Source organism: Gallalistipes aquisgranensis (genome assembly GCF_014982715.1).
GTDB lineage: Bacteria > Bacteroidota > Bacteroidia > Bacteroidales > Rikenellaceae > Gallalistipes > Gallalistipes aquisgranensis.
The window spans coordinates 1,257,727-1,283,284 of the sequence record NZ_JADCJY010000001.1 but is presented as its reverse complement, the minus strand read 5'-3'; the positions used below and the strand labels follow the sequence as shown (position 1 = coordinate 1,283,284).

The 25,558-nt window shown below is 47.9% G+C and carries 15 protein-coding genes and 3 pseudogenes; 1 reads left to right on the top strand and 17 read right to left on the bottom strand.

All coding sequences use genetic code 11. The features are described 5' to 3' along the window. Positions 1-26: 26 nt before the first annotated feature. The 8 genes and pseudogenes from INF32_RS12100 to INF32_RS05000 all read right to left on the bottom strand — a co-directional run. A complete protein-coding gene (locus tag INF32_RS12100) occupies positions 27-416 on the bottom strand; it encodes a hypothetical protein (RefSeq protein ID WP_004291527.1) in 390 nt (129 codons plus the stop codon). A 64-nt stretch (positions 417-480) separates the two neighbouring features. Beyond that, positions 481-1,008 (bottom strand): glycoside hydrolase family protein, encoded by a 528-nt coding sequence (locus INF32_RS05030; protein ID WP_004291526.1) that lies wholly within the window; start codon positions 1,006-1,008, stop codon positions 481-483. Continuing rightward, positions 1,005-1,508, bottom strand: a complete 504-nt coding sequence (locus INF32_RS05025) for a DUF3872 domain-containing protein (protein WP_004291525.1) — start codon at positions 1,506-1,508, stop codon at positions 1,005-1,007. The genes INF32_RS05030 and INF32_RS05025 overlap by 4 nt, the downstream gene beginning before the upstream one ends. Then, entirely contained in the window at positions 1,505-2,407 is a 903-nt protein-coding gene (locus INF32_RS05020) for a toprim domain-containing protein (protein WP_004291524.1), read from the bottom strand. Before INF32_RS05020 ends, INF32_RS05025 begins: the two co-directional genes overlap by 4 nt. 7 nt (positions 2,408-2,414) lie before the next feature. Next, positions 2,415-2,990, bottom strand: a complete 576-nt coding sequence (locus INF32_RS05015) for a conjugal transfer protein TraO (protein WP_004291523.1) — start codon at positions 2,988-2,990, stop codon at positions 2,415-2,417. Between the two features lie 2 nt (positions 2,991-2,992). Continuing rightward, complete coding sequence (gene traN / locus INF32_RS05010; protein WP_004291522.1) at positions 2,993-3,979, bottom strand: conjugative transposon protein TraN; 987 nt, start codon at positions 3,977-3,979, stop codon at positions 2,993-2,995. A 34-nt stretch (positions 3,980-4,013) separates the two neighbouring features. Beyond that, entirely contained in the window at positions 4,014-5,366 is a 1,353-nt protein-coding gene (gene traM, locus INF32_RS05005) for a conjugative transposon protein TraM (protein ID WP_004291521.1), read from the bottom strand. Further along, positions 5,347-5,469: pseudogene (locus INF32_RS05000) on the bottom strand (TraL conjugative transposon family protein); the annotation flags it as partial. The pseudogene INF32_RS05000 and the gene traM, both read right to left, overlap by 20 nt. Positions 5,470-5,471: 2 nt before the next feature. On the opposite strand from INF32_RS05000, the pseudogene INF32_RS04995 reads away from it, so the two are divergent. Further along, a pseudogene (locus INF32_RS04995) lies at positions 5,472-6,590 on the top strand (TraM recognition domain-containing protein); the annotation flags it as partial. 131 nt (positions 6,591-6,721) lie between these two features. On the opposite strand, the gene INF32_RS04990 reads toward INF32_RS04995, so the two are convergent. The 9 genes and pseudogenes from INF32_RS04990 to INF32_RS04950 all read right to left on the bottom strand — a co-directional run bounded on the left by INF32_RS04990 (position 6,722) and on the right by INF32_RS04950 (position 25,444). After that, on the bottom strand, positions 6,722-9,976 hold the full coding sequence (locus INF32_RS04990; protein WP_004291481.1) for a P-loop NTPase fold protein: 3,255 nt from the start codon (positions 9,974-9,976) through the stop codon (positions 6,722-6,724). Positions 9,977-9,992: 16 nt separating this feature from the next. Beyond that, on the bottom strand, positions 9,993-11,123 hold the full coding sequence (locus INF32_RS04985) for an ATP-binding protein (RefSeq protein ID WP_004291480.1): 1,131 nt from the start codon (positions 11,121-11,123) through the stop codon (positions 9,993-9,995). 301 nt (positions 11,124-11,424) lie between these two features. Beyond that, positions 11,425-12,030, bottom strand: coding sequence for an RteC domain-containing protein (locus tag INF32_RS04980; protein ID WP_004304269.1), 606 nt, complete (start codon positions 12,028-12,030; stop codon positions 11,425-11,427). A gap of 238 nt (positions 12,031-12,268) precedes the next feature. Further along, positions 12,269-12,691: a dihydrofolate reductase family protein gene (locus INF32_RS04975; protein ID WP_004291474.1), complete on the bottom strand. Its 423-nt coding sequence runs from the start codon at positions 12,689-12,691 to the stop codon at positions 12,269-12,271. Positions 12,692-12,970: 279 nt separating this feature from the next. Next, the gene (locus INF32_RS04970) at positions 12,971-14,293 is read right to left on the bottom strand and encodes a sigma-54-dependent transcriptional regulator (RefSeq protein WP_004291471.1); all 1,323 of its coding nucleotides are present in this window, start codon (positions 14,291-14,293) and stop codon (positions 12,971-12,973) included. After that, a pseudogene (locus INF32_RS04965) lies at positions 14,286-16,603 on the bottom strand (hybrid sensor histidine kinase/response regulator). The gene INF32_RS04970 and the pseudogene INF32_RS04965 overlap by 8 nt, the downstream one beginning before the upstream one ends. Continuing rightward, entirely contained in the window at positions 16,603-18,528 is a 1,926-nt protein-coding gene (tet(Q), locus tag INF32_RS04960; RefSeq protein ID WP_004291466.1) for a tetracycline resistance ribosomal protection protein Tet(Q), read from the bottom strand. The pseudogene INF32_RS04965 and the gene tet(Q) overlap by 1 nt, the downstream one beginning before the upstream one ends. 657 nt (positions 18,529-19,185) lie before the next feature. Beyond that, positions 19,186-25,002, bottom strand: a complete 5,817-nt coding sequence (locus tag INF32_RS04955; RefSeq protein WP_004291462.1) for an N-6 DNA methylase — start codon at positions 25,000-25,002, stop codon at positions 19,186-19,188. Next, the gene (locus tag INF32_RS04950) at positions 24,992-25,444 is read right to left on the bottom strand and encodes a DUF1896 domain-containing protein (protein WP_004304266.1); all 453 of its coding nucleotides are present in this window, start codon (positions 25,442-25,444) and stop codon (positions 24,992-24,994) included. Before INF32_RS04950 ends, INF32_RS04955 begins: the two co-directional genes overlap by 11 nt. Between the last annotated feature and the right edge of the window lie 114 nt (positions 25,445-25,558).

The window sequence follows — 25,558 nt, the reverse complement described above, 5'->3', positions numbered from 1 at the left end:
GGCGGCGAGAGCCGCCCTACTTTCTTTCAGTGAGCATGATGGCGGACAAAGAAAGTAGCAAAGAAACCTTTGTCCAATCTGCGATAACTAAAAAATCCGCAAGTAAAACTTGCGGAGGCTATATATTGGGTCGTTATTTTTTGGTGGAGGGGAATGATAATCTCGAACCGTTGAACTACACATTTCTGCTTCGTCTCCATTTCCCCCAACGATTTGATACGTTCAATCATTTTTGTTGTTCCTTTCTGAATTTTCCTAAATACTTTCTTCATAATTTCGCTATACTTTTTATGGTTAATAACTATGTTTTGTATTGCTCTCACAACACTTACAACTTGAAGTGTTATTTGGAAACCGATAGGCAAAAATGGCTCAACGATGTCAATTAACGAGAAAATCCTACGATAATCTATCAAGTGATAGAGCAAAAGACGTGCCAAGTTAAATATGGCACGTCTTTTGCCAGTTTTGTCAGTCCTTTTATGGGATATACAACAGCGCAAACTCCGCCTTTCTCCGTTTGAGCAGCATGGCGTGGCGTTTTCCTTTGTAGTTGCAGAAGGCTATATACTCACGGTAGATGTTCCTGTCACCAGCTTCCAGCTTCTTGATTAAGGTGCTTTTGGGGATTGTTTTGCTGCCTAACAGCTTCGCCGGTCCCACATTGTAAGCTAACGTGCCAAGCAAAATCGAATCAACCCCGAATTTACGGAACATGGCGACAAATTTGCGCAGGTCTTTCCGCAAAAGTTCATCCGCATCCCGTTTTGTCATGGTTCGTGCCGAATACTTCTCGTTTGGCAAAAGTTTGTGACCCCAACCGACGTATGGGTAGTGTTTTTCTGAGTGCCAGCCTTCAAAGTAGCGGCAGCATAAAAAAGCACGTTCCATAAGCGGCAGTCGGTAGATTGCCGCCTGCCCGTCCGTTCCCTCTTGGCGGCTGATCTGCGCGGACACAGAACAGACCGTCAGAAGTGAACAGAGCATTGTCATGAATACACGCATCATTTCAACAAGGGGCTGAAGTTGCCGATGGGAACGATGGTAAGATCGTCGTCCTTTACATTCCTGTTGTTGAAGTCAAATTCCAGTTCGTAGGAGTTGCTAAAGTTATCCTCCACCACCACGATGAAATTATGCGCCTCATCACCCGCCGCCGTGTAGTACAGGCGGAATTTTTCGTTCTCCAGCAGGTAGCGGTCGTTAGGCAGGAAGGTGATGCCGTTATCCATTTTGAGCGAGCCTTCCCCCTCGAACTGGAAATAGCGGATGGTATAGAGCGTACCCGAAAAGTCGCCCTCCTTTTTCAGTTCACAGCGGATTTCCACTGTCTGCCCCTTTACTACCTTGTTCGGCACGGGCATGACCTCCACCGTGAAGGGATAGGACTGCTGGATGTCCATGTCATCGTCACATGACACGAGGGTGAATGACATGGCGGCTATCAGGCATAACGCCACTGCCTTGAATATTGATGTTCTCTTGTTTCTGTTGTTCAGTATGTTCATTGTTCTTCGATTTTTAGATGGTTGTTTTTCTGTTTTTTCGTTGTCAGTTGCAGGTACTCGTTCAAGTCCTTGCAACCGTCATAGAGGGAGGAACGGTCGGTGACACGTTCCCCGTATCGCATGGTAAGTGCGGCAAGCGTCCGCCGTCCGGCTTCGTCACGGTCGAGGAAGCAGCCGATGCGCCCGTATCCGTCCAGCAATCCCGCCGCCTTCTCCACGTTGGCGACTGAGTTCAGCACAAGACAGTCAGCGTTACCGGTTACACCAAGCGTCACGGCAGAGAGAAAGTCCATGAAGCCCTCGAACACGAGGCACTCGTCAGCCGGGATGTCATTCGCCTTTACCAGTGATACAGACTTCGGAGGTATGCAACCCTTGAAATATCGGCTTCTGACTTCATAGCCACCTGCCATGTTCGGAAAGCCAACGGCAAAATACCGTTTCCCACGCACACCGTAGTTCAAGCGGCAGCAGTGACGGGATGCGATGGCGTAAGGGATGCCCCGTTCCTCTAAATACTCCGTCAGCAGTGAGCGGAGCAGCGGAGCGACCTCCACATCCTCAAAAACGGATTCGGTCGGCTTCGAGAGATAGACGGGCTTTTCCCATCCGGCAACCGTCATATTGGCGGCTTCCGCTATGAACTTCGCTTGCTTCATGAAGTCATCGCTTTGCAGAAACTCCCCGGCAAGCGTGAAGATGTCGCCGCCCTTGCCCAAACCGAAGTCGTACCAGAGCTGTTTCGCCACGTTCACACGGAAAGAGGATGTGCGCTCGCCCCTGTACGGGGCAAGATACCACAGCTCGTTACCGCTCCTTCTGACAGGCTCATGCCCCAGCCGTGCGAGAAAATCCGCAAGCGGCATCCTTCTGACAGCATCTATTTCCGTCCTTTCCATGCCCGTGTCAGTTGATGATGAACTTGATACCGACCCCGAACTGCGTGTGGAACTTCCGTGTGTCGCCACCCCAAAGGCAACGCTCCCGCAGGTTGGCAAGCAGGGCGATACGGTCTGCCACGTAACACTCCACATCGAGCGTCAGCGCACCGCCGTAGATGAAGGCGTCCCGGTCGTGCAGCGTGGAGCCGTCATGCAGCACCTTCTTCCCCCAATTTACCGCCTCATATCCGGCGAGAGCCGAAGCCCCGGCATAGACGAAAACAATCTTTCGGGCGTCCGACAGTATCTTGAAGTAATAGCCGCCCTCCGCCGTGAACTGCGCCACGGGTATCTTGGTGTCCTTGTAGGGATTGTTCTTCAACAGGTATTCGCCACCGAACACCCACTTGTTCCCCTTCTTCGTGTAGGTGGAGAGAGCCGCCCCGAAGCTGTACCCGCCGTCCTTGCCGCCGAGATTGAAGCCGTCCGCCATGTCCGCCCTCACCTCGATGCCCTGCATCTTCGGCAGACACCGCTGGGCGTGCGCCTGCCCTGTAAAAAGGGCAAGCGACGCGATGATTATTGCGATGTACTTTCTCATGGTCAGCGTACTTGAAGTTCGTTGATGGTACCCGCGCGTACCAAATCCTCGTTCTCAATCACGAAGGACTGGTGACGGCCGCCGTTCTTCTCGTTCAATTCCACCACGAGGCACTTGTCATCGGGGATGGTGAACTTCGCCATCGTGAAGACCGTGCGCTCGCTCTTTTTGCCCGGCACGAGGGTGGCGTAGTTCTGCGCGCGGAGCGGCAGAATAATCTGCTCCTGCACGGCAGTACGCTTCGCAACCTTCTTGTCCACGATTTTCCAAGTGATGTAGTCCACATCGAAAGGCACGTTGCTCTGGTTCTTTATCTCCGTGTGGAAATAAAGCAAGCCGTTGTGCGTGTAGATGCCTTTCAACAGGTATTGGATGCCGAAACGCTTGCAGCCGATATGCTTCACCTCGCGCTTGTTCTGTTTGTGGATGGACTTCATGATAAGGCGCACCAGCATCGGGCTTTCGCTGCCCAGCTCTTTCAGATAGATTTCCTGCGCGTTGTTCGGGCGGTTCACCGTGCTGCCGTCATGGATGAAGTCGCACATCTCCACGTTGAGCAACAGCGGTTCGGCGGCGTACTTCACGTTGAAGGTGTAGAAACTGCCGTCCTCCGTGATGACGGACATATTCGTTTCGTTGGGAAAATTCCTTACGGTAGCCTTCACACGGATGATGTTCTCCGCTCCGTCGGCTTTCCCGGCAATCAGGTCGGGCGAGCCTAAATCGACATAGCGCACCTCCGCCGGAAAAATGACGTGGACGGTCTTGTCGTAGGTCACTTCCAGACCGTGCGGCGGTATCATGCGGTCGAAGGTCAGCTTGCGTGACAGCCCGTGATATAGGTCGCCGTCCGCCTCCTTCTGCGGATAGACCTCCTTCGTCAAGGTCGGTTGTTCACTTCCGTTGGTCGTTTCAACGGTTACATTCTCCTGCGCGTTGGCAGTTATGATGCCCATAGCGAGGGCAAACATGATGATTACTTTTCTCATTACTTTTGGATTTTAGTGGTAATTTTTATTGTTTTCAATATTTTTCTTGGTAAAGCATGACCCTGTACCCGGCTTTCAGATGCACCTTGACGGTTCGCATCTTTTTGGCGATGTACTGGCTCGTGCCTTGTATCAGCCCCTTGCCCAAGTCGGAGGCGAGCTGCGCCCCGGCATTGGTGGAGATGTTGATGCTGCTTCCCAGCGAGCCGCCCATGTTGGCGGCGACCTCCCGGACGGCGTTCATCTCCATCGAGTTCGGGATGAAGATGCCGGGCTGTCCGTCCGTGTCATAGACCGCAAGCTCCACGGGGATAATCGTGCCGTCGTATTCCAGCGAGGTAATCTCGATGTCGAGCCGCTCACCCTGTATCTTGCCCGTGCCGACCACCACCGCACCCCGGGGTATTGTCCTGCCTGCCACCGCCATAGGCTCCAGCAGGCGCAGCCTTACCGTCTGCCCGTCCGTCACGCTCTGCGCCCCATGCACGCACGCCGGTATGGTGTTCCTGTCCAATACCTCCGCCGTGCCGACAGCCGTGTTGAAACCCCGGTTGCGTTCCTGCGATAAGGCGGCGACAAACTCCGCGTTACTCATAGGCTGTGAGAGTGAAGAAACTACTTGATGCTCCACCTGTCTGATAGGCATTGCCTTGTTCTTCTTCCCTTTCTGCACGGTAGTTGGCTCTGCCCTCTGTTCCGCCGATGGCTGTCCTCCGTTCTGACCGCCCATGTACTTTGCCGCCAGCTCGTAGGACTTCTCCATAAGAGCCACCTGCTCGTCCATAGAGGAAGCCTTGCCCCTCTCGCTTTCCAGTTCCGACTCCAGCGATGCGATGCGCTCCAACAATTCGTCCATCTCCGCATTGTCGTTTTTCGGCTGGTCGTAGAAGTTTCCGAGCGTGGCGTTCAGGTCACGGTAGGCGGCTGCGGAGGACTGGATGGTCTGCGGCGTGGCTGGCTTTGCCCTTTCTTCCTTGCCGCCCGGATTGGCGAGGTCGAAGTCCACTCCGTTCTCCGTTCCCGCTATCTCGCGGTCGAACATGTCGCCCAGCTGCCCGATGGCACGGTTGCGGCTCTCCTGACGCTCTTCCATCTCCCCATGCTCGTAGGCTTTCAGCTTGTCGCCGATAATCTGCCGGTTCGCCTTGTCAGCGTCGGGCATCTCGGTGTTGTATCCGTCCGTTCCCGGCGGTTGCTCCTTGCCGGAGGACGGGGCGAATATCAGCCACATCGCCCCGATGAACACCAACACCATAGCGGGCAGCACGATCATCTTCTGCCGTTTCAGCCGTTGCGCCTCTGTCAGCGGTTCGCGCTCCTTTTTCGGTTTCCCCGTTTCGGGAGCAGCTTTGTTCTCTTTCGTCGGTTCATTCTTTGTCTGTTCCATATAAATAAGGTGTTAAGTGATTGCCTGTTTCCGCCGGGGTCGGCAGTTCCACCCGTCCGGCGTGTCCCGTTTCCATATGTGAGCCGTCGTTCCTGCCGATGTCATCTCAACCTCAATAAAACGTGGGTGCAAAAGCAGGGCGACTTCTTCGTGGAGTCACCTATCATTCTGTTTGCCAGTATTATCTGGTATCTCAAAATCTATCAGAACGGGAAGTTTTGCACGTTTCCCCATGCTATCGAGTTTCTGAACCGCCGTTACGAGGATATATTTCCGATACTGACCTCTTATCCGGAGCTGGAGAACTACCTTTCGCCGTTCATGGATGCGTGGCTTGGAGGGGCTGCGGAGCAGCTCATGGGTCAGATAGCGTCGGCAAAAATCCCGCTTTCGAGGATGATTTCACCGCAGCTCTACTGGGTGATGTCAGACAGCGAGTTTACGCTGGACATCAACAATCCCGAAGAGCCGAAAATCCTCTGCGTGGGTAACAATCCCGACCGTCAGAATATCTACGGTGCGGCACTCGGTCTGTATAATTCCCGTATCGTGAAGCTCATCAACAAGAAGGGGATGCTGAAGTCATCGGTCATCATCGACGAGTTGCCCACAATATACTTCAAAGGGTTGGACAATCTTATAGCTACCGCCCGAAGCAACAAGGTTGCCGTGTGTCTGGGCTTTCAGGATTTCAGCCAGTTAGTGCGTGACTACGGGGACAAAGAGGCGAAAGTGGTGATGAACACTGTCGGCAATATTTTCTCCGGTCAGGTGGTGGGGGAAACAGCCAAGACGCTCTCCGAGCGGTTCGGTAAGGTGTTGCAGAAACGGCAGTCCATCTCCATCAACCGGCAGGATGTTTCCACCTCCATCAACACGCAGATGGACGCGCTCATTCCACCGAGTAAGATTTCCGGGCTTACGCAGGGAATGTTTGTCGGTTCTGTATCCGACAACTTCAACGAGCGTATCGAGCAGAAGATTTTTCATTGCGAGATTGTGGTGGATGCCGAAAAGGTGAAACGGGAAGAAAGTGCCTACAAGAAAATTCCCGTCATTACAAACTTCACGGACGAGGACGGCAACGACCGCATGAAGGAAACGGTGCAGGCGAACTACCGGCGCATCAAGGAAGAGGTGAAGCAGATTGTGCAGGAGGAACTGGAGCGTATCAAAAACGATCCGGTGCTGTGTAAACTGCTACCAGATAATGAGACTGTCTAACAAGTCCCCAAAATTGAAAATTATCCCTATCGAAGTTTGAAGTGACCCCCAAAAGTTGGATACAATTTTTTTGGGGGGCACTTCAGTTCTGACGGGTAAAATCGTAAAATTCGGACTTGTTAGACAAATACTTACGCGGTTTCAACCTCAGGTACTGAATCTATCGAATTGACAAATTTAACCAATTGCGGATCTGAATCTTTTTGTATGAGGTTTCGGAGACTCTTTTTCAATTCATAAGCATCATCCCCTGCTGTATTTATTAAATCCATATAAAAATCTTTGTTTTGCAGAATCAATGAACGGCATGCCCCATCGGAAATTACAGGTTTCACTATTTTATCAATAACGTCTCCAGCTTGACTTTTCAAATTACCATGCGATCTAAGCCATGTTTCGAAAAATTGAAACTTTATTGCATTGATAGTCTTTTTACCGATGCAGAAATCATTTCTTATATCGGTAACTGTCGATTTAATTTTTCGTTTATCCAATCTTTCAACTATATTCTTGAAACAATTAGGGAAAGGATTCAAACTTTGAGTTCCAGAAGCAATATCCATCAGAATCTTTTTGCCAAATTCAGTCAAGTTATCTGGCAAGGATTTGATTTTAGCCAGTAAATGTTTTATTGCGACAAACCAATAATATGATGTATGTGCTGTTCTTTGGGCGTATAATGTATCAACACTTATTTCAGACAACGCTTCGAACGCTATTTTATTGATATGATCGGTCAGGACATTGCTTATTTTAGTGGTCAAATCGTAAAAAGATGCGTCAGGAATTACATCTTTAATATTGTTCTTAGTGATATACTTATCCAAATCGGTATTCCACTCTGCTAAATGCTCGATAAATACCTCATCCGTTACACCTATTCTGTTCTTAATATCTTCAAATTGGGGCAATATGTCTGAGAGCAATAATTTATAGCCAAGTTTATGATTTACCATGTATTGTAGTGTTTCATTTAATAGCGGTATATTCCATCCCACACTATTTACTAATAAGTCTCCATGATCCACATAATAGTCCATGAGTTCTGCAACATATTTTATATCTCCACCCTCTATTAAGGAAACGGAATGACCATGTGCCAATTGCATGGCGACTAAATCGTAATATCCAGACTCTTTAATGTTTCGGCCATCAGTTTCTAATTCAGAATGCAACTGATTTATGTAGGTTGAATCTAACGTTACAGGTAAAGGTCTTTCTTCGTCAGATGCCAATAAACGATAGGTTGTAAATATAGCCCCTATATTATCTTTATTTACATTCTGTTCATCAATGCAATTCGTGATCGCTTGCAAAAGCGTTGGAAACGTATAGGTAGAATTATCTTTTAACGTTTTTACAATATCTGCATGGTCGAAATTATCGGGTAGTAAGTTTGCCAAATAATTATCGAGCGCCTCCGAATTTGTTGCTACTTGATAATATTTATATGCTTTAGTTGTCGCGTTATCCCGATAGGCAGCATCTGTTGCATTTGCAGCTTGAATATAATCGATAAATGTATTTGGCTTGACTGTTTTTGCTTCAATCAATGACGTAAAATCGCACGCCAACTTATTTTGCGCAATAAACCTGTCTATTGCATCTAACGTTTTGAAATAGTCGCCGCCATTGAAGTCATTGAACCGAACTATCTTCTTATATAATTGAGCAATCACATGGTTTTGGCTTTCCGTGTCTAAATGCAACAGCAGTTCTTGGTATTCGACAGGGAACACCTGCTTCTCTATGGATTCTTTTAATTTCAATTGTGCTATTCTTTGCCATACACGCAGAATAACATCGCTCTTTCGAGTTAATTTATGCAAACAATGTATAATCTTATCGATAAGCGCATTGTCCATACATTGTATAACTTCTTCTAATACAGTGTCAAATTGTTTATTAGTCTCTGCATATTGATTTATGTCGTGGTCTTCTTCTCCGTTGATGCAGCCTTCAATATATTTTTTCAATGGAATTTGTCGAGCATCTTCAACATCGACACCATATACCAAAGCTGCAATTTCGCGTTGTGTTTGCAGATCATTGTTAATTATTGTTTGAATGCCATTCAGATAGTCGCCGGACAATATTTGTTCTACTGGATTTGCCAGAATATCCGTCTTCTTCAAACAGAACAATGCTATGTTTATCATCAAAATTTCGTTACACCACTCTTGTTTAAGAGCGACCATCTCATTGATATATGATATAATTTCCCTAACATTGGCATTAGGATTTACCAATCTGAATATCCGATTTATAGTTTCTTTCGCTTCATTTTCTGTTTCTCCAAATGCTTCAACAAACAGTTTGTTGAATATACTTCGATAGTCGGTAATAACAGGAGGAGCAACACGATAAACAATAGGGAAAGTTTTATTGATAAAATACTTGGTCAGTTGTTTCGTTTGTTCGTCGGTCTCATCTCCGAATGCACAAGCTAAATGTGTTTCATCGAAAGGAATAACAGCCCAAACATTTTCAAAACCGCTATCGGCGAAGAACGTATGGATAGAAGACCATAATTCTTTTACTTTTTCAGCGGGGAGACGATCCATGTTGTCAAAAACAAGGACTAATTTACGTTGTCCTTTTTCCTTGATAAAATCAGAAATGTCTTGCATCCATGTTTTGAACTCGTAAACCGTTGGTTCGTCTTCGCTCAAAGTCTCATAGCAAACGTCCTTTTCGACTTTATCTTGATAAATAGCTAACATATAACTCCATCCATATTTATGATCTTTGCTATATGCCCATTTCCAAACGCACAATGCAATAAGAACTGGCAGTGCAGCTATGATAATAGACAATAAAGAAAACCACCATGTTGTGGGTGTAGGTTTTACTGCATACGCAATAAATGTAAATATCGGAGTTAAAACTGCAACCAAAAATGCCGCAACCATACCATTACTGATAAGGGGATATTTTTCGGTTACGGTCTCCGTTTTACGGGCTAATAAATATTTCAGCTTTTCAGACCATGATACGGTTTTCGTACCTCCACCTTTGACTTTTATTGTTGCATTTCCAGATAGGATACCATCATCAATAAGTTTGCTTGTAAGCAATTCCAATATAGAGCGGCGTTGCAAGTCCTCTTGATGTCCCCATGCGTCATACTCAAAAAAGTAATAGTCGTCTGATAATTCACGTTCCAACATTTTAACCACGTTGGATTTTCCAGATCCCCAAATACCTTCGATGCCGATAATTCGAGGTAAAGTACATTCCTCATCCAATGAATCATTCTGACAAAAATGGCGAGCAATAGTTTTTGCCAACCTTTCTTGCGAACCTCCATCGAATTTGTCAATACCACACGGTTTATTTTGGATAAACCGCGGATATTGCTGTTTGGATTGTAGTTTTGTTTCCATATACGTAATTTATTGATTATACGAACTCCAAATAATTCTCCCGATTTACCACATGAAACTCGGCATAGGGATAGGCTTCTTGGAAGGCTTTCGGTGCGGCCGGCATTTTATTTCCCCACTTGAACTCCAAGGCGGTAAGACTGTCGGCACTCTCCTCAATCAGGTCGATTTCCTGTTTGTCGTAGGTGCGCCAGAAATAGAACTCCCTGTGCAGTCCCTCATTGAAGTTCGCTTTGCGCCGCTCTCCGATGATGTAGTTCTCCCACAGCGCACCGACATCCTGCCGAATGGCCAGCGGTGAGAAAGCCCCGATAATGGCATTGCGAATGCCGTTGTCGTAGAAGTACCACTTGCCAGCTTTTGTAACCTCCTTGCGTAGGTTACGCGAATAAGCCCCCAGACGATAGATAACGAAGACCTTTTCCAATAGGTCGAGGTATTTTTCAACGGTCGTCTTGCTCATGCCGAGTTGTTTACCTAACTCTTCGTAAGAAACTTCGCTGCCCAACTGAAAAGCTATCAATCGCAGTAGATCGCGCATCTTGCTCGAATTTTTTAAGCCGTCAATTGCTAAGATATCTTTAAGCAGGTATGCACCGACAATATCACGTAGGTAGTCTGTTTTACGTTCATAGTTCTCCATCATTACTACTTCGGGATAGGAACCGTAAATCAAGCGCGCTTCGAGGTTCTGGCGGGTTTCAAGTGCCGTTTCCGTCTGTGCGATTTCCCGTTGCGAGAATGGTGTAAGGAGAAATTGCGTACTGCGGCCGACCAACGGTTCACCAGTCTTATTCAGCAAATCGAATGACGAAGAACCACTTGCCAAGACACTTATTCCCGGTATTTCATCAACTATCAACTTCAGAATACTACCGATTTGTGGTATGTTCTGTGCCTCATCAATAGCCAGCAAATCAATACCATCCAATAAATGCCGATAATTGGCTATTGAGCGATTCTCCAATAGTGCTAATGTGTCGTAGTCTTCGCCGTTGAGCATCATCGTCCTACCTGAATAGTTGTCCACAATTTTACGCATCATTACCGTTTTACCAACACGGCGAGCACCAAAAATCAGTACTGCTTTATTGGGCGCGATTCGTGCTGTAATCTTCTCTTGAAGTATTCTATTTACTGTTTCCATACCTTATAAAATATAATGCAAAGATAATCATATTTTTTTAATTGGCGAATTTTACAAAAAAAACGGGCTATTAAATGGCGATTTTTACAACCACAATCTTATGGAAGTTGTTTCATTGTTTTTAGTAATGATATATGTTCATACTATGATGACTCAATAATTTACCAGACATACGTTTCTGAAATTTGTCCTTATAGGAATGAAAAACTCACATATATTGTGCTAATTAATATATAATTAAATGAAAATAAAAAGACAGGATACGAGTATTCCTGTCTTCTCATATGTAATGGATATTTTTTTATTTTCTCATCCGCTCCAACTCCTCATCACGCAACATTCTCTCGTTCAGTTTTTCCTGCATCCTGTCAATGAAATAGGTGCGGCTTTCGTTCTTCCGGCGTTTGATATCAGTGTAGAAGCGGTAGCAGTCTTTAGAATCAACCCCGAATATCTTATAGAGAAGTGGGGCGAGCTGTTTGAGCGGCATATTGCCGTTGTTGATGCAGCCCATCACGTCTATGCCGTAGATAAGTTCCACGAGGTCGATGGCATTGCCCGTCCATTGAAGAAGGCTGGCGGTGGTTTCTGTTGCGTTGTTGGCGGATATTAGTGGTGGCACTTGGGGCGTGGCAAGGAATTTCTGCATCTTTCTTACGAAAGACAGAGCCTTGCTGACGTAGGCGGCAATCTCTCTTTTTTCTTCTGACAGATTACGTACGGGATGGTGCTGCAACTCGATTTCGATGTAGGCAAGCGCGATGACGGTAAGGTTCATGTCCATGCCGCCGTTGCACAGTTCGATCACTTGGGTGGCGAAAGCCGTGTATGCCGTTTCCATATTGCAGTCGCCGGCTTCGTTTATCAGGCGGAAAAAGTCGGTTTCCGCCAGCAAGAAATAATTCATGGTTCTGTCAATTTTGAAAATTACACTTTGTTTTCTGCGTGCGCACATGAATATAATTGGCAAAAAACGCGGCAGAAAATAAAAAATCCAACACTCAATTTTACAAAGTGCTGGATTTCAGAGGTATAAAATTCAGTATTTTTTCACAAGGACAAATTATCTCCGACTTAAATTGTTTGTAATCGGAACATTTATTCTATTCCTGAAAATAGAAATGTATGCTTGCCGCACATTTTGGCTATCTTGCTTTTTTATCAAGGATATAGATAATGCGACATACACCGTTGGGATAGCTTTTCAAAGAGGAAAGCGTCCAGTGTTGCTCTGGCAGAGCCGACTTAAAAAAATGTCGTCCGCTTCCGGATATGAAAGGAACGGTGTATAGTATGATTTCATCCACAGCGTGCATCCGCAGCAGTCCGTTTATATAGTCTGCCGTGTCCGGTGTGGCTTCCGCGAGGTAACGGATGTTTGTGCAGTCTTTTCTCCATTCGTGCAGCATTGAAATGGAATAGTCCGGTGTCACACGGTAAAAGGCTTTCTTCCTGATTTCATCAAGACCGCAACGGTCAAGGCACAAATCCTGATGTGCTTTATCATATAACTCTGAAGAAAGACATCCGTCCATCGTCAGTACGGCGAGAATCTGAACTTTACCCATAATCGTTTCCTTTCGTTAGGCAAGGGTAAAAAAGTAGCGTGCAATTCACACTACCTTCAAGCGATGGCTCTGGTAAAGCCTTTACGGAGAGTACGTGAATGCACGCTATGCGTAAGCATAGCATAAGCATCACGCAATCGTCTCCGTAGTTCCAATTTACCAGATTTTCGCTTGAAACGCCTTGCGGTCTTATCCTATATGTTGGCGGCGAAAAGCTCCTGCCAATCGCCGTTTTTCTCAAATGTTATGCAAAGATAGCCAAATTCAGTGAATTACGGGCTATGATTGCTTGAATTTATATTTAAGTCCATACTCTTCAAGTTTGCTGTATAGTGTTGTCCTGCCTATGCCGAGCAGTTCTGCGGCGACACTCCGGTTGCCGTTTGCCTGTTTCAACGCACGCAATATCCGCTCCTTATCCTCCGCGTCATTGCGCAAGGCGAAGCTGACAGTAGAGGTCGGTTTCGTCACGGCAAGTTCCAGATGCTCTTTCATGACAACACCTTCCTGCGCCTGCAATACAGCACCCATAACTTTCTGCCGAAGTTCCCGCACGTTGCCCGGCCATGCGTGTGTCAGCAACGCTTTACGTGCTTCGGAACTGAACCCGCTCACGCTACACTCCAGCTCTCTGTTTGCCATATCACGGAAGAACTCTGCCAGCGGCATAATGTCTTCTTGACAGTCACGCAACGGAGGAACGGTTATCCCGAAGTCGTGCAGGCGGTACAGAAGATCCTGCCGAAAACGCTTTTCATTCACCGATACCTCCAAATCTTCATTGGTAGCAGCGATGATGCGGACATTGAAATTCCGGTCTGCCTTGTCTCCGACCGGGCGATACCGCCTCTCCTGTATGGCACGGAGCAACATCTGTTGGGTTTCCAACGCGAGGTTTCCTACCTCGTCCAGAAACAACGTGCCGCCTTCCGCCTCATGGAAATATCCTTTCTTGGCATTGTCCGCACCTGTAAATGCACCTTTGACGTGTCCGAAGAAAGCCGACGGTGCAAGCTCTTTGGAGAGTGAACCGCAGTCCACCGCCACAAATGGCTTGCCTGCACGTTTGCTCTTGTCATGCAACAGGTGGGCAATATGCTCCTTGCCCGTGCCGTTCTCACCAAATATCATCACGCTCATATCGGTGGCGGCTACCAGCCTTATGCGGTGCATGATTTTCTGAAAGGCGGAACCTTCACGGGCGAATATAGGCATACGGCGTTGTCCTGCCTGACGTTCTTTCAGTATGGAACGGATCAGGGGGACAAGTTTATCCTCCACAAGCTGTTTGGGAATATAGTCTATCGAGCCGAGTTTCATGCTTTCCACGGCGGTATTAACTTCGGCGTAGTCGGTCATAATGATGAAGGGCTGCATCTTTCCCTCCTTTCGCATCCAGCACAAAAGGTCTATGCCACTGCCGTCAGGCAGACGCAGGTCGGCAACCACGATATCATTATCTGTTGCCTGTTGCAGATGTTTCTTCGCGGTTGAGAGGTGGTAAGCCTTCATATTGCGGTAGCCCTCCCGTGACAGCATATTGCAGACATATTCGCAATACACGATGTTGTCTTCCACCACAATTATTTTTGTCTTATTCATCTTCGTATTTTCTCCTTTCCTCTTCTGCCAACCGTATTATTTCCACTCCCTTATCCAGCACGGCAGTCACGGCATGGCTTAACGCTTCACCATCCGGGAGAGCATCGCCACGAAGCAATCCGTAAAGTACATTCAGCGGTTGGTCGGCACGGAGCACCTCCCACGAACTGCGCAGGTGGTGGATCAGGGAATCCAGCTTTTGCAGGTCTTTTTCTTTTGCTGCATCCCGTACCGCCTGCATTTCCTTTTCTGTTTCAGTTATCAACTTTTCCAGCATGACGGCTTCATTGCCATAGGACAATAAGGCGGAAAAGTCCGGTTTCCCGTCCGGTGTCGCTTTTATGGCACACCTGTCGGAAACCTCCATCAGTTCCGATATGGAGAACGGTTTGAACAGGCATCCGGCAAAGCCTTTTGCCAATAGTTCCCCTTTGTTACAACTGCCCGAAGCGGTTGCCACAACCACCGGGATTGTTGGTGAATTGCCCACGTTGGACGAACGCAACAGTTCCAGCAATTCGAAACCGTTTATATCGGGCATATTCAAGTCTGTCAGCAACAGGCTGTATTCTTTCTGGCGTATCATTTCCATCAGTGCCGCAGCATCGGTGCAAGTGTCGCAGTGTATTCCTTCTTGGGAATACATCTCTTTCAGCATCAGAAGTAATACCCATCATTGTCAATGGCGACAACATCATGGAATTTATTGTTATGATAAACAGGTGTATTGCTTGTATATCCAAGCTGTTCTTCAGCTTCCTGCATAGAAATTTCAACTGTGAAACGACTGCCTTTCCCTTTCTTGCTGTCTAAACGGATTGTTCCGCCAAGCATCGACACAATATTACGCATTATGGCAAGCCCAAGCCCGAAACCCTCCTTTGCGGCGGCATTTGATAGACGTTCAAACGCACCGAACGCTTGTTTCTGTTCCTCTTCTGTCATGCCTGTACCTGTATCTTCAACGACCAGTGTCAGAACTCCATTATCATATTCAGTAATCAAAGAAACACCGCCTTCTTCTGTGAACTTGACAGCGTTTGACAGCAGGTTATTCCCGATTTGTATTATTCGCTCTTTGTCGGTCAATACAATGGCATCGTGTCCAGTCTTCACGGACAAGGACAGCCCTTTGTTCACGGCAACAGGCATGAACTCCGTTTCAAGTGTGTGCGTGATTGCTGAAATCCGGCAGGGTGACAGACGGGGCTGTTCCTTGCCGTTGTCCAGGCGGAAGAAGTCAAGCAAAGTGTTAAGCATATCCCGCATACGGTCGGAGGATTGCAGTATGTTTTGGATATACTGCCCGGACTTATCCTCACACTGTTCTTTCCGTATCAGTCCGGCATAGCCTGTTATTGCTGTCAGCGGTGTGCGCAGTTCATGGGTGATAGTATGTACCGCCTTCTTCCTTGACGTTATCAGTGCCTCGTTCCGTTGTACGGATTGTTCCAGTTGCCTTATCAAATCAGTTGTCTTGTGCTTGTATTGTTTAATGCTTTTTGCATCACGATGTATGATGATGTAGGAAATTAACAACAATAGAAGAACGAATCCCATTAAACCGCCTACTTGCATAAATGACTTTTCACGCATGGCAACTATTTCGTTTTCCCGGCTTTGCAGTTCGGTTTGTACCTTTTCTTCTATTTGGCAAATCAATTCTTGCAGTTGTCTGTTAAGTTCTGCATTACGAGCTGCAAGGCTGTCGGCTTGTTCCGACAATTGGCGATCCTGCACTTTCTGTTCGCTGATTACGTTTCTATTGACCGAATGAAGGATAGTGGTTGATACTGCTGGAGTTACTTCCTTTTTTTTGCCGAATATGCCTAAGAAACCTTTTCGTTTTGGCTTTTTGGACTGTTCCTGCACACTTTTCTGTACAATAACCGGAATTTGATTGGCTATCTTCTTGTTAATAGATTGTTGTTCATCCATTAACCGGACTATCTGGAACATCTGTCGTTCCTTATCCTCTAAAAGACTGCGCACACTATCGATGCGCTCTGCTGGATAGGTGGCCTTGAAACGGCAGAGCATACTGTCCATTGCCATACGCCGTGCATGGTAATGCTCGATATCTTTATCGTTCCATTCCAGTATTGTTTCACCCAATAGAGAAAATTTTATCATTTGAATATTGATATTGTTTATTTCTTTTCGGAGCTCGTCTATTTTTTTATTGCCAAGTTCTAATGCTTCTATCTCCTGCCATTCATAGAGGCTATTATATGCCATACATCCGATAAGAATGGAGATAAGTATATATCCCAACCGTATTGCCTTATAGAAATTTCCTGACCGCTCCATTATTTTAATGACATTGATTTTTGGAACATGAATAAAAGTTTATCTTTTTCGTTCATGCGGATATTATCAGAATAACCGTCTTTTGTTATTTGATACCCACATGGCTTAACCATAAAAATGCCTAAGCCCTTAGTGTACGAACTTACTTCTGAGGCATAGTCTTTACTTGTATTTAATGGAACTTTCCCTTTAATATGACACCACTCATTATTACAACTGATGTCTTCAATCTCAGACATCAGTTTTTGCAAATCTGTAATAGCTTTGGAACTCGCTACTTGGGGTATCTGCAACTCAAAACAGAGCATCGGTTCGAGAATGTCCACACCTGACTGTTGCAAAGCCAGCCTGAAGACATAAGGGGTCAGCTGTCTGAAATCAGCAGGTGTACTTACCGGGCTATAATACTCGGCTTGAGTAAAAGTTACTTTCAGATCTGTCACTTCCCATCCATGTAAACCAGATTGGCAAGACATACGAATCCCTTCAAAAACGGCATTTTGAAAAGAATGGTTCAGATAACCATAGGAGATGTCACTTTCGATTTGCAACCCTGCCCCTAACGGTAAGGGTTCAAGAGTCAGCCCTATTGTGGCCCAGTAAGGGTTGGGTGGTACTTCGATCTGAATAATCTTATTGACCTTTTTTATAGGTCGTTCTTTGTAGATAGTCTTGATCTCATCAAAATGGACCTTTACGGAAAATCGTTCTTCCAGCAATGTCTGTATGATTTCCTTTTGGGTCAAACCATATAACGAGATTTCCAATTCATCACTATATGAGTTTATGGAAAAGGACAAAGACGGGTCTTCAATCCACAATGTATTCAGAGCGGATATCACCTTGCTTCTCTCTTCGGGCTTATTTGGCCGGACGGAGGATTTGAGAGCGGGATGCTGATGAGATAATCCTTGAATCAAACAAGGTTTAGCACCTAAATAATCTCCGATTCGAAAATCTTCTATATCTTCTACAATCGCGATATCATTGGCACCCACTTCATCAACATTTATCTCTCTGCCCTGATAAATAGTCTTTAGATTTTTAATCTTGATGAATTTTTCCGAATCGTTGATTCTTACAACGTCTCGAAGTCTCAGACTTCCGTCAATTATTTTAAGAAAACTTCTTTTATGCCCTTTGGGGTCATGCTCTATCTTATAGAGATAAGCTGAAAGTCTGTTTGAGACTGATGCCGGAGGAAGTATAAAAGAAGAAATGGCGTCCAACAACTCATTGATACCGATATTGAACATTGCTGATCCATGTAGCACCGGATAGACTTTGGCTTTTGCCACAAGAGCGATTATCGTATTCCAATAATCAGCCGGTGAAATTTCGCTATCCGCCAAATATCGTTCTAATATATCGTCGTCATGGTTGCATACAAATTCTTTGTATTCTTCCTTTATATATGTTTGGGAGCAAACCGGATAAACCGATCCATCGACAACAGTTTGCATAAACAGGACATCTTGCGACAGATTTGTTTTTATATCCATATACAAACGCTCCAAATTCACACCGGCACGGTCAATCTTATTGATAAATATAATTGTCGGGATTTGCAGCTTTTGTAAAGTACTGAACAGCAACTTTGTCTGCGCTTGTATGCCTTCCTTTGCGGATAAGATGAGGACTGCTCCATCAAGCATTTTGAATGTCCGCTCCACTTCCGCAATAAAATCCATGTGTCCCGGAGTGTCAATGATATTGCATTTCACTCCATTCCAGATAATAGATGTCGTAGAAGCCCGGACAGTAATTCCTCTACGTTTCTCTATATCCATAGAGTCCGTTATGGTGTCACCATTATCCACACGGCCGCACTTTTCCGTTGCTCCACTGGCAAACAGCAGATTCTCGGTTACGGAAGTTTTTCCTGCATCAATGTGAGCAAGAATTCCTAAATTTATAATATTCATTTGGATTAAGCAATAATATACTACAGTAGATGCATTGTCGAAACGCACCTTTTAATACCTCCTCGTAGCATATGAGAACTACAGGATTACTAACTCGTATTAATATGTATATTATTACTGCCGCATAACGATTACAAAATTACACAAAAAAATATATCTAACAAAAGTGGGAGGATTTTTTAACTTTTTACCATAGACATTTTATTAGGGAAGCGTAGGTTCAACTGGCAAGTACAAATAAGTAGAAATGTTTGAACAACACCGTTTTAGGAAGTTGAAAAATCAAGTTTCTCTCTCGGTATAGCGTTTATTTTGGCCAATATCTTCTTTAGTTTAGCATTTGTGTATTTCCCATTCGTGTTCTATTTAGCTCCTTATTATGAGTATGTAGCAAGTTACTTATCAAATTCAGCCTCTTTGAGGGTCAAATATGGTTTTGCAAATGGTGACTGACAAGACATAAACAAGGTCAGCAGGAATTTTTTACATAAATGGACATGAATGTATATAACCTAAAATAAGAATAAATTTTAATAAGGGCTGCCCAAAAAGAAAAAAATGCAGTTGCCATCCTATAGATACTTGCAGAAAGGATAAAATTTACTTTTAGACCTTTTGGGATAGCCCTTATTAATACTTCAGATAAAATTCCTTAGGTTATATTTTCAATCCTTTGGACCGGGTTTCCTCCTTGGCATACAGTCCCGGACGCCCGATTATGACATGGTTGGCAACGATACTATCCGCCGGACTGCGTATCTGCGGCGGTGCATTTTCGGGATATTGCGCCTGCCTGTTCCTCACATCTTCCGCTTCCGGCTTGAGCTGTTGCCCTTCATTCTCCTTTTCTGCGACTTCGGGCGTGGGTGGCGCAAGCTCCAGCTGAATTTTTCGGTCAAGGGCGGCAAGTTCGGACTTCAACTGCTTCAGCTCGTCCTCCTTCTTCCACACCTTACCCGCTATCTCCTGTAACTGCGGTATCTCCATCTCCAGCACCTCGTTCTTCGCCTTGTACTGGTCGATGATGGAGGGTATCCTCTCCATCGCGTTGAGGAAGTTGCGGGCGGCGGCCAACGGGTCAGCCATCGCCAGATGCCCGTTGTTGTAGGTGTACTTGTAGTTCCCCTCGACCACGAAGCGGTTGTCGGTGAACTCCAATCCCTCTTTGAGTATCCTTTCGCTCACCACCTTTATCGGAAAACCGTAAAGTTCACCGACCTGCGTGTACAACCCTCCGGTCGTGGCATTCTTGGCTATCTCCTGCAAACGCTTTCCGATGACCTTCTCATCGGCGGAATCCACTCCGTCCACCTTTATTATATTAAGGCGGTTGCCCTCCTTGTCGGTCTGCACCACCGACAGGAAGCGGTTCCAGTCCTCCGTCATGGCATCTATGAAAGCCGTGTTGTTGCGCAACTCGCCGGTCTTTGACTCCAGCTTGAACTCCGAATCACGCTTGCCCTTGTTGAACGACTTGCGTTCCCCTTCGAGCGATGCGATCCGCTTTTCCAGTTTCGCCTTGTCCAACAGGTCGGTATTGCCGGAGAGCAACGCCATGTATTCCGAGAAATTCATGCCCGATTTTTCGTCCATTGCCCCCTCGTCGATGGTACGCGCACCCATCGCACCGCTTTTGAGCTGGCTTATGAAAGTCTGCTTGCAGTGCAGGAGGTTGAACTTGTAGCTGTCCAGTGACTTCTCCACCGCGTAGATGATTACATCCACGTTGTTCCCGGCGAAATGTTTGGCAATCTCATTACCTGCCCTAACTCCGCGTCCGTCACGCTGTTGCAAGTCGGACGGTCGCCACGGCGTATCGAGATGATGGATAGCCACACACCGTTTCTGGGCGTTCACACCCGTTCCGAGCATAGAGGTAGAGCCGAACAGCACACGCACCGTCCCGGCGTTCATGGCGTCTATCACCGCCTTCCGCGCCTTGTCGGTCTTGCACTCCTGAATGAAGCGCACCTCGCTTGGCGGTATACCGTAGTCCTCCGTCAGTTTGCGCTTGATTTCCGAATAGACGTTCCACCCGTCGCCCGGCTGGTATGTCCCCAAATCAGAGAAAACGAACTGCGTGCCTTTCTGGGCGTCGTATTTTTGATAATACTCCGCGATCATCTTGGCACAGTGACTCGCTTTGTTGTCGGGATGATCTTCGTAATTCGGGTCTATCATGCGCATGTCGAGTGCCATTTTCCGGGCATAGTCCGTGGCGATGAGCATCTTCGCCTTTTCTTCCGTTTCCGAAAGCGGCAGCCTGCCCAACAAGGTGGCATCGCCCGTCTTGGCGAACTGCATCAGTTTCTGTATGAAGTCCTCCTGTTCCGGCGTGGGCGGTATATGGTGCAGTATCTCGTTCTTGGCAGGACGGTCAACGCCCACATCCTCCGCCGTGCGGTAGTCCGTGATTTCATTATAGAAGGCGGCAAGCTCCGGCACTTTGATGAAGTAGCGGAAACGCTCCTTCTGGACCACATTGTTCGTCACGTTAAATTCAAAATCCGTCGTCTTCTTGGCAAATATCGCCGCCCAAGCGTCGAAACACCTTATGTCCTGCCGTTCCAGCTCCTTCGGGCGCAGGTACTTGAACAGCAGGTACAATTCAGTCAGTGAGTTGCTGATAGTCGTGCCGGAGAGGAAGGTCGCACCCAAGTCTTTTCCTGTGCGCTCCTGTATGGTGCGTATGGCAAAGAGCATGTTAAGTGCCTTCTGGCTTCCCTCGCTGTTTCCCAATCCCGCCACACGGTCGTGGCGCGTGTTGAAAGTCAGATTCTTGAACTGGTGGCTCTCATCTATGAAGATGTGGTCGATGCCCATCTGCTTGAAATCCACCACGTCGTCCGTGCGTGACTTTATGGCGTGTTCCACCTTCTCCAGCTTCGCTTCAAGGTTGTGCTTGCGCTTCTCCAATCCTTTCAGCATCGCCCGCGACACGTTCTTTCCCTGCTGCCGTAGCACTTCGAGGTTTTCCTCCACCGTGTCAAGCTCTGCTTGCAGGATGCGCTGCTGCAATTCCGGCGACTGCGGTATCTTGCCGAACTGGTCGTGCGACATGATGACGCAATCGTAGTCGTTGTTCTTTATATTATTGAAGAAGCGCACACGGTTGGCGGTCGAAAAGTCCTTCTCCGAAGCGTACAGAATACGTGCGTTGGGATATGCCGCCTGATAGGTGGCTGCAATCTCCGCAACGTTGGCTTTCAGCCCGATAATCATCGGCTTGTGTGCCAAATTCAGACGCTTCATCTCATGCGCGGCGATGCACATTATCAGCGTCTTACCGGTTCCCACCTCGTGGTCGCAAATTCCGCCGCCGTTCTGTTTCAACATCCAGACGCAATCCATCTGTGAGGGATAGACGCTCTTGATACCCCGGCTTGCCAGCCCTTTCAGGTTGAGGTCGGGAAAGGTCTGATGGGAGCCGTCGTAGCGCGGGCGCACGAAACAGTTGAACTTGCGGTTATACATCGTCACAAGCCGCTCCTTGAACTGCGGCGACTGCTCTTCGAGCCATTCGGAGAAGCCGTTTCGTATCTCGTCAATCTTGGCGTTGGCGAGTTGTATTCCCTCGCTGTCGCGCATCTTGATGTCGTTGCCATGCTCGTCCTTGCCGATGGACTTCATCATGTCAGGGCAGGTGTTGTGCAGGGCGTGTTTTAGGAGGTGCATACCGTCATAGTTCCGGTAATACCCCTTCACCAGAAACTCGTCCGTGATTTTCATGGTGCGGTAGCCGCACACCACCGAAAACTCGTCCATGCTTGCGGAATAGGCGATTTTCACCTCCGTGTCGAACAGCCGGCTCATGTAGGCGGCATAGACACCCGTCGGAATCCAGCGTTCCCCGAAATTGAAGTCCAGATCCTCGAAGGCGATGCGCTGCGGCTCGGCATCTTTCAGAGCCTCCAACGCCTGCTTCACCTCCGGCATACGCTCATTTTCGGGATTGTCACCCATCCATGCCTCTATGCGTTCCGCTTTCTCTATGACATTTCCGGCGATGAAACGGTCTTTGATTTCGTAACCGGTCACGAGCGGATTGTAGTAGATGCGCCCTTGCAGGGCAGTGAGCAAATCCTCCGCCGTGCTGTCGGTTATCTCCCGCATATAGTCGAGATTGACCGTACCATATTTGTTGAGCGACGCAGACAGGGCTTCTTCGGGAGAGCCTACGTTGGCATGGCTCTCCACCGCGAAGGAAACAGGATGCTCGAAGATGTCCGCCTTGACGAACTTTCCGTTTTCCATCCGTTCCAGCGAAAGGATGTCGCGCCCGCCCGCATCCATCATCACTAACTTCACGTTCTGCTTGGCGTTGAGGTTGCCGTAGCGCATGACAAACTCATCGTAACAGGTATTCAGATGCTCTCGCCACGGAACATTTGCCTCGCGCCGGAGCGATTCATAACGGTACAGACGCTCGTAGGCGTCACGCAGCGACACATACAACAACGCCTTTTCCTTCTGGTATCCTTTCAGGTCGAGCGGCTGGAATGTCGCCCCGTATGGCGTGATGTCTTTCAGGTAGCCGATGTTATGACGCCCCCGGTCAGCCACCAGCGACCCTTCGCGCAGGTGCATCTCCGGCGTGCGGTGGTAGGCACGCGGAGAAAGGTCCACGACTTCCTCCTTCGGCTTTTCCGCTTCGATGTCGGGGAAAAGGAAAGTCCCCACCGCTTCCGATGGGGTATCTGTAACGGCAGGTGCGGCGACTGCCTCCGGCTGTGTTTCCTCCTGTCGTGGCTGCTCACGGGAAGTTTCCGGCACGGCTTTCACTTCCGTCTTTTCCGCCACTTGTTTCTCGTTATGCTGCCTTGCCAGTTCCCGAAGTTCTTTCCTACGCTCCGGCGTCAAACCCATCATCATTTCATAGAAACCGTTGATGGGAGGATTGGTATCCCAGTCCAGTGTGGCATAGATGTCGTCCGGGTCGGCAGGCTTGGCGGTGTTCTCCGCTTTCACCTCCTTATTCTCCATTGCGGGTTTTGCAGTTGGAGCTGTCGGTGTAACCGTGACTTTCGGTTTGGGCGGAGTGGACTTTGCCGTAACTGCCTTTTTCACCGTCTTTTTCTTTTTGGAGGTTTTCGGTTGGCTGACCTCTTCCGTCATCCCCCAGAGGTCAAGCAGGGTGAGCTGCACGCCTGCGGAATATTGCGGGCGCGGTTCTATCTCCGGCTTTTCATCTGCGGGTTGCGGCTTTTCTGTCGGAGTTTCCACCGTCTGCGCCGAGGATACTGTTTCCAATTTTATGGCAGGACGCTCTACTTTATTTTGAACGGCAACTTTTTCTTCCGTTCCTGCCTGCCGGATTGAACCCGAATACAAGCGCATGGCAAGCCTGTAATGGAAATCCTCGTCGAGCATACGGCGCAAATCCCCGGCGATGCCTGCTGCCTTGCCCTCGTGCAGATAAACCATAGCGGGCTTCCCGTAGGGGTCTGTGTCAAGTTTCGCCATCGTATGCACGATGCGTTCCGGGTGGTGGATGAAATAGGCGTTGTCGGTCAGGGCGGTTTTCGTGTCCGTCTGTATCACGGTCATCAGCCGCTCGTCCTGCGACATTTCCTTCTTGCTGAGGTTCTTTTGCAGGACAATCAGGTCACTGCCCACCTCCGTGCCCGCGTTGTCCGTGAACAGGTTGTTGGGCAGGCGTATCGCGGATACCAGATTGGCCTGACTGAACAGCTCGTTACGCACGGAGGTCTTGGTGCTATTCAATACCCCTTGCGAGGTGATGAACGCCACGATACCGCCGTCACGCACGGCATCCAGTCCTTTGAGAAAGAAATAGTTGTGGATGGTTTTCTGGGCGGAGCGTCTGCCGAAAGAGTCGCTCCGCTGAAACTCCGCGTCGAACACGGCAATGTCACCGAACGGAATGTTGGACACCGCCAAGTCGAAATAATTGTTGAACGGTCTTTCGATTTTCTCAAAACCGCAGGTGCGCATTTTCTGGTCGGGATAGAGATGCCTCAAGATTGTACCCGTGAGCAGATCCTTCTCGAAAGCCATCACATCCGCATTGGGGCTGTGCCGCAGCATGGAATCCACGAACACGCCGACACCTGCCGACGGTTCGAGCATACGGGCGGGGCGGACGCTGTAATCTGCCAGCACGTCCGCGATGGTGTCGGTTATCTCTTTGGGGGTGTAGAAAGCGGTCAGCACGGACGCTTTCAGCGAATCCACAAACCGCTTGTACTCTGTTTCGTCCTTGCTGTTCTCACGGATAAGCCTGTGCAGCTCCACCGTCGGGGCGAACAGTTCGAGGTCGGATTTCGCCCACCGGACGGCATCCGTCAGTTCCTTTGCAGGGTTGAGGATACATTTCAGACCGCCGAAACCGCAGTACCTTTGAAGTATGGCACGCTCTTCGGTTGTCGCTGTCCTATTTTCCCTGTCAAGGATGAATGCCGTCCGTATCGCCTCGATGTTGTCCCGCAGTTTCTGTTTGCGGTTAAACGCCATATTCGTCTAAGTAAAGGACGGTTGCTCCCGTCAGCTCCGTGTAGAGCAGGTCGTAATCGGAAGACAGGGCGAAATTGTCATCCGAGAGGTCATAGACGGAGAACACGTTGCCGACAAGCGGCAGCAGTTTCAGGACAAAGGCTTCACGCTTCTCTTCCGGCACTTCATCGGCAAACTCGTTTTCCACGACTTCGCGGAGGATGGCGTAACGGGAATAATGCAGCCCGCGCAGCAGCGTGTCCATCGCCAGTTCCTGCGCACCATCGGCGGGATAGCCTTCAAGCCGTGCCCTCTCATACGTTTCGGCGGCACGGTCGGCCCGTTCCCGTATGAAAGCGGTGTCGTCAGCCTGTTCAAACTTGTTCGTGCGGAGATAGTCCAGCAGGTACAGACCGTAATAGGAAAAGTCGGTCTGACCCTCGTTTTTCTTCTTGTTGTTCATTACTTTGGATTTAGCGGATTGATAATTAACGGGATAATCGGTTGGAAAAAGGAAGAAAAAGGCACTCGGTATCCCTCCGAGTGCCACCACTAAATCCAAAGTATGAGTGTAATC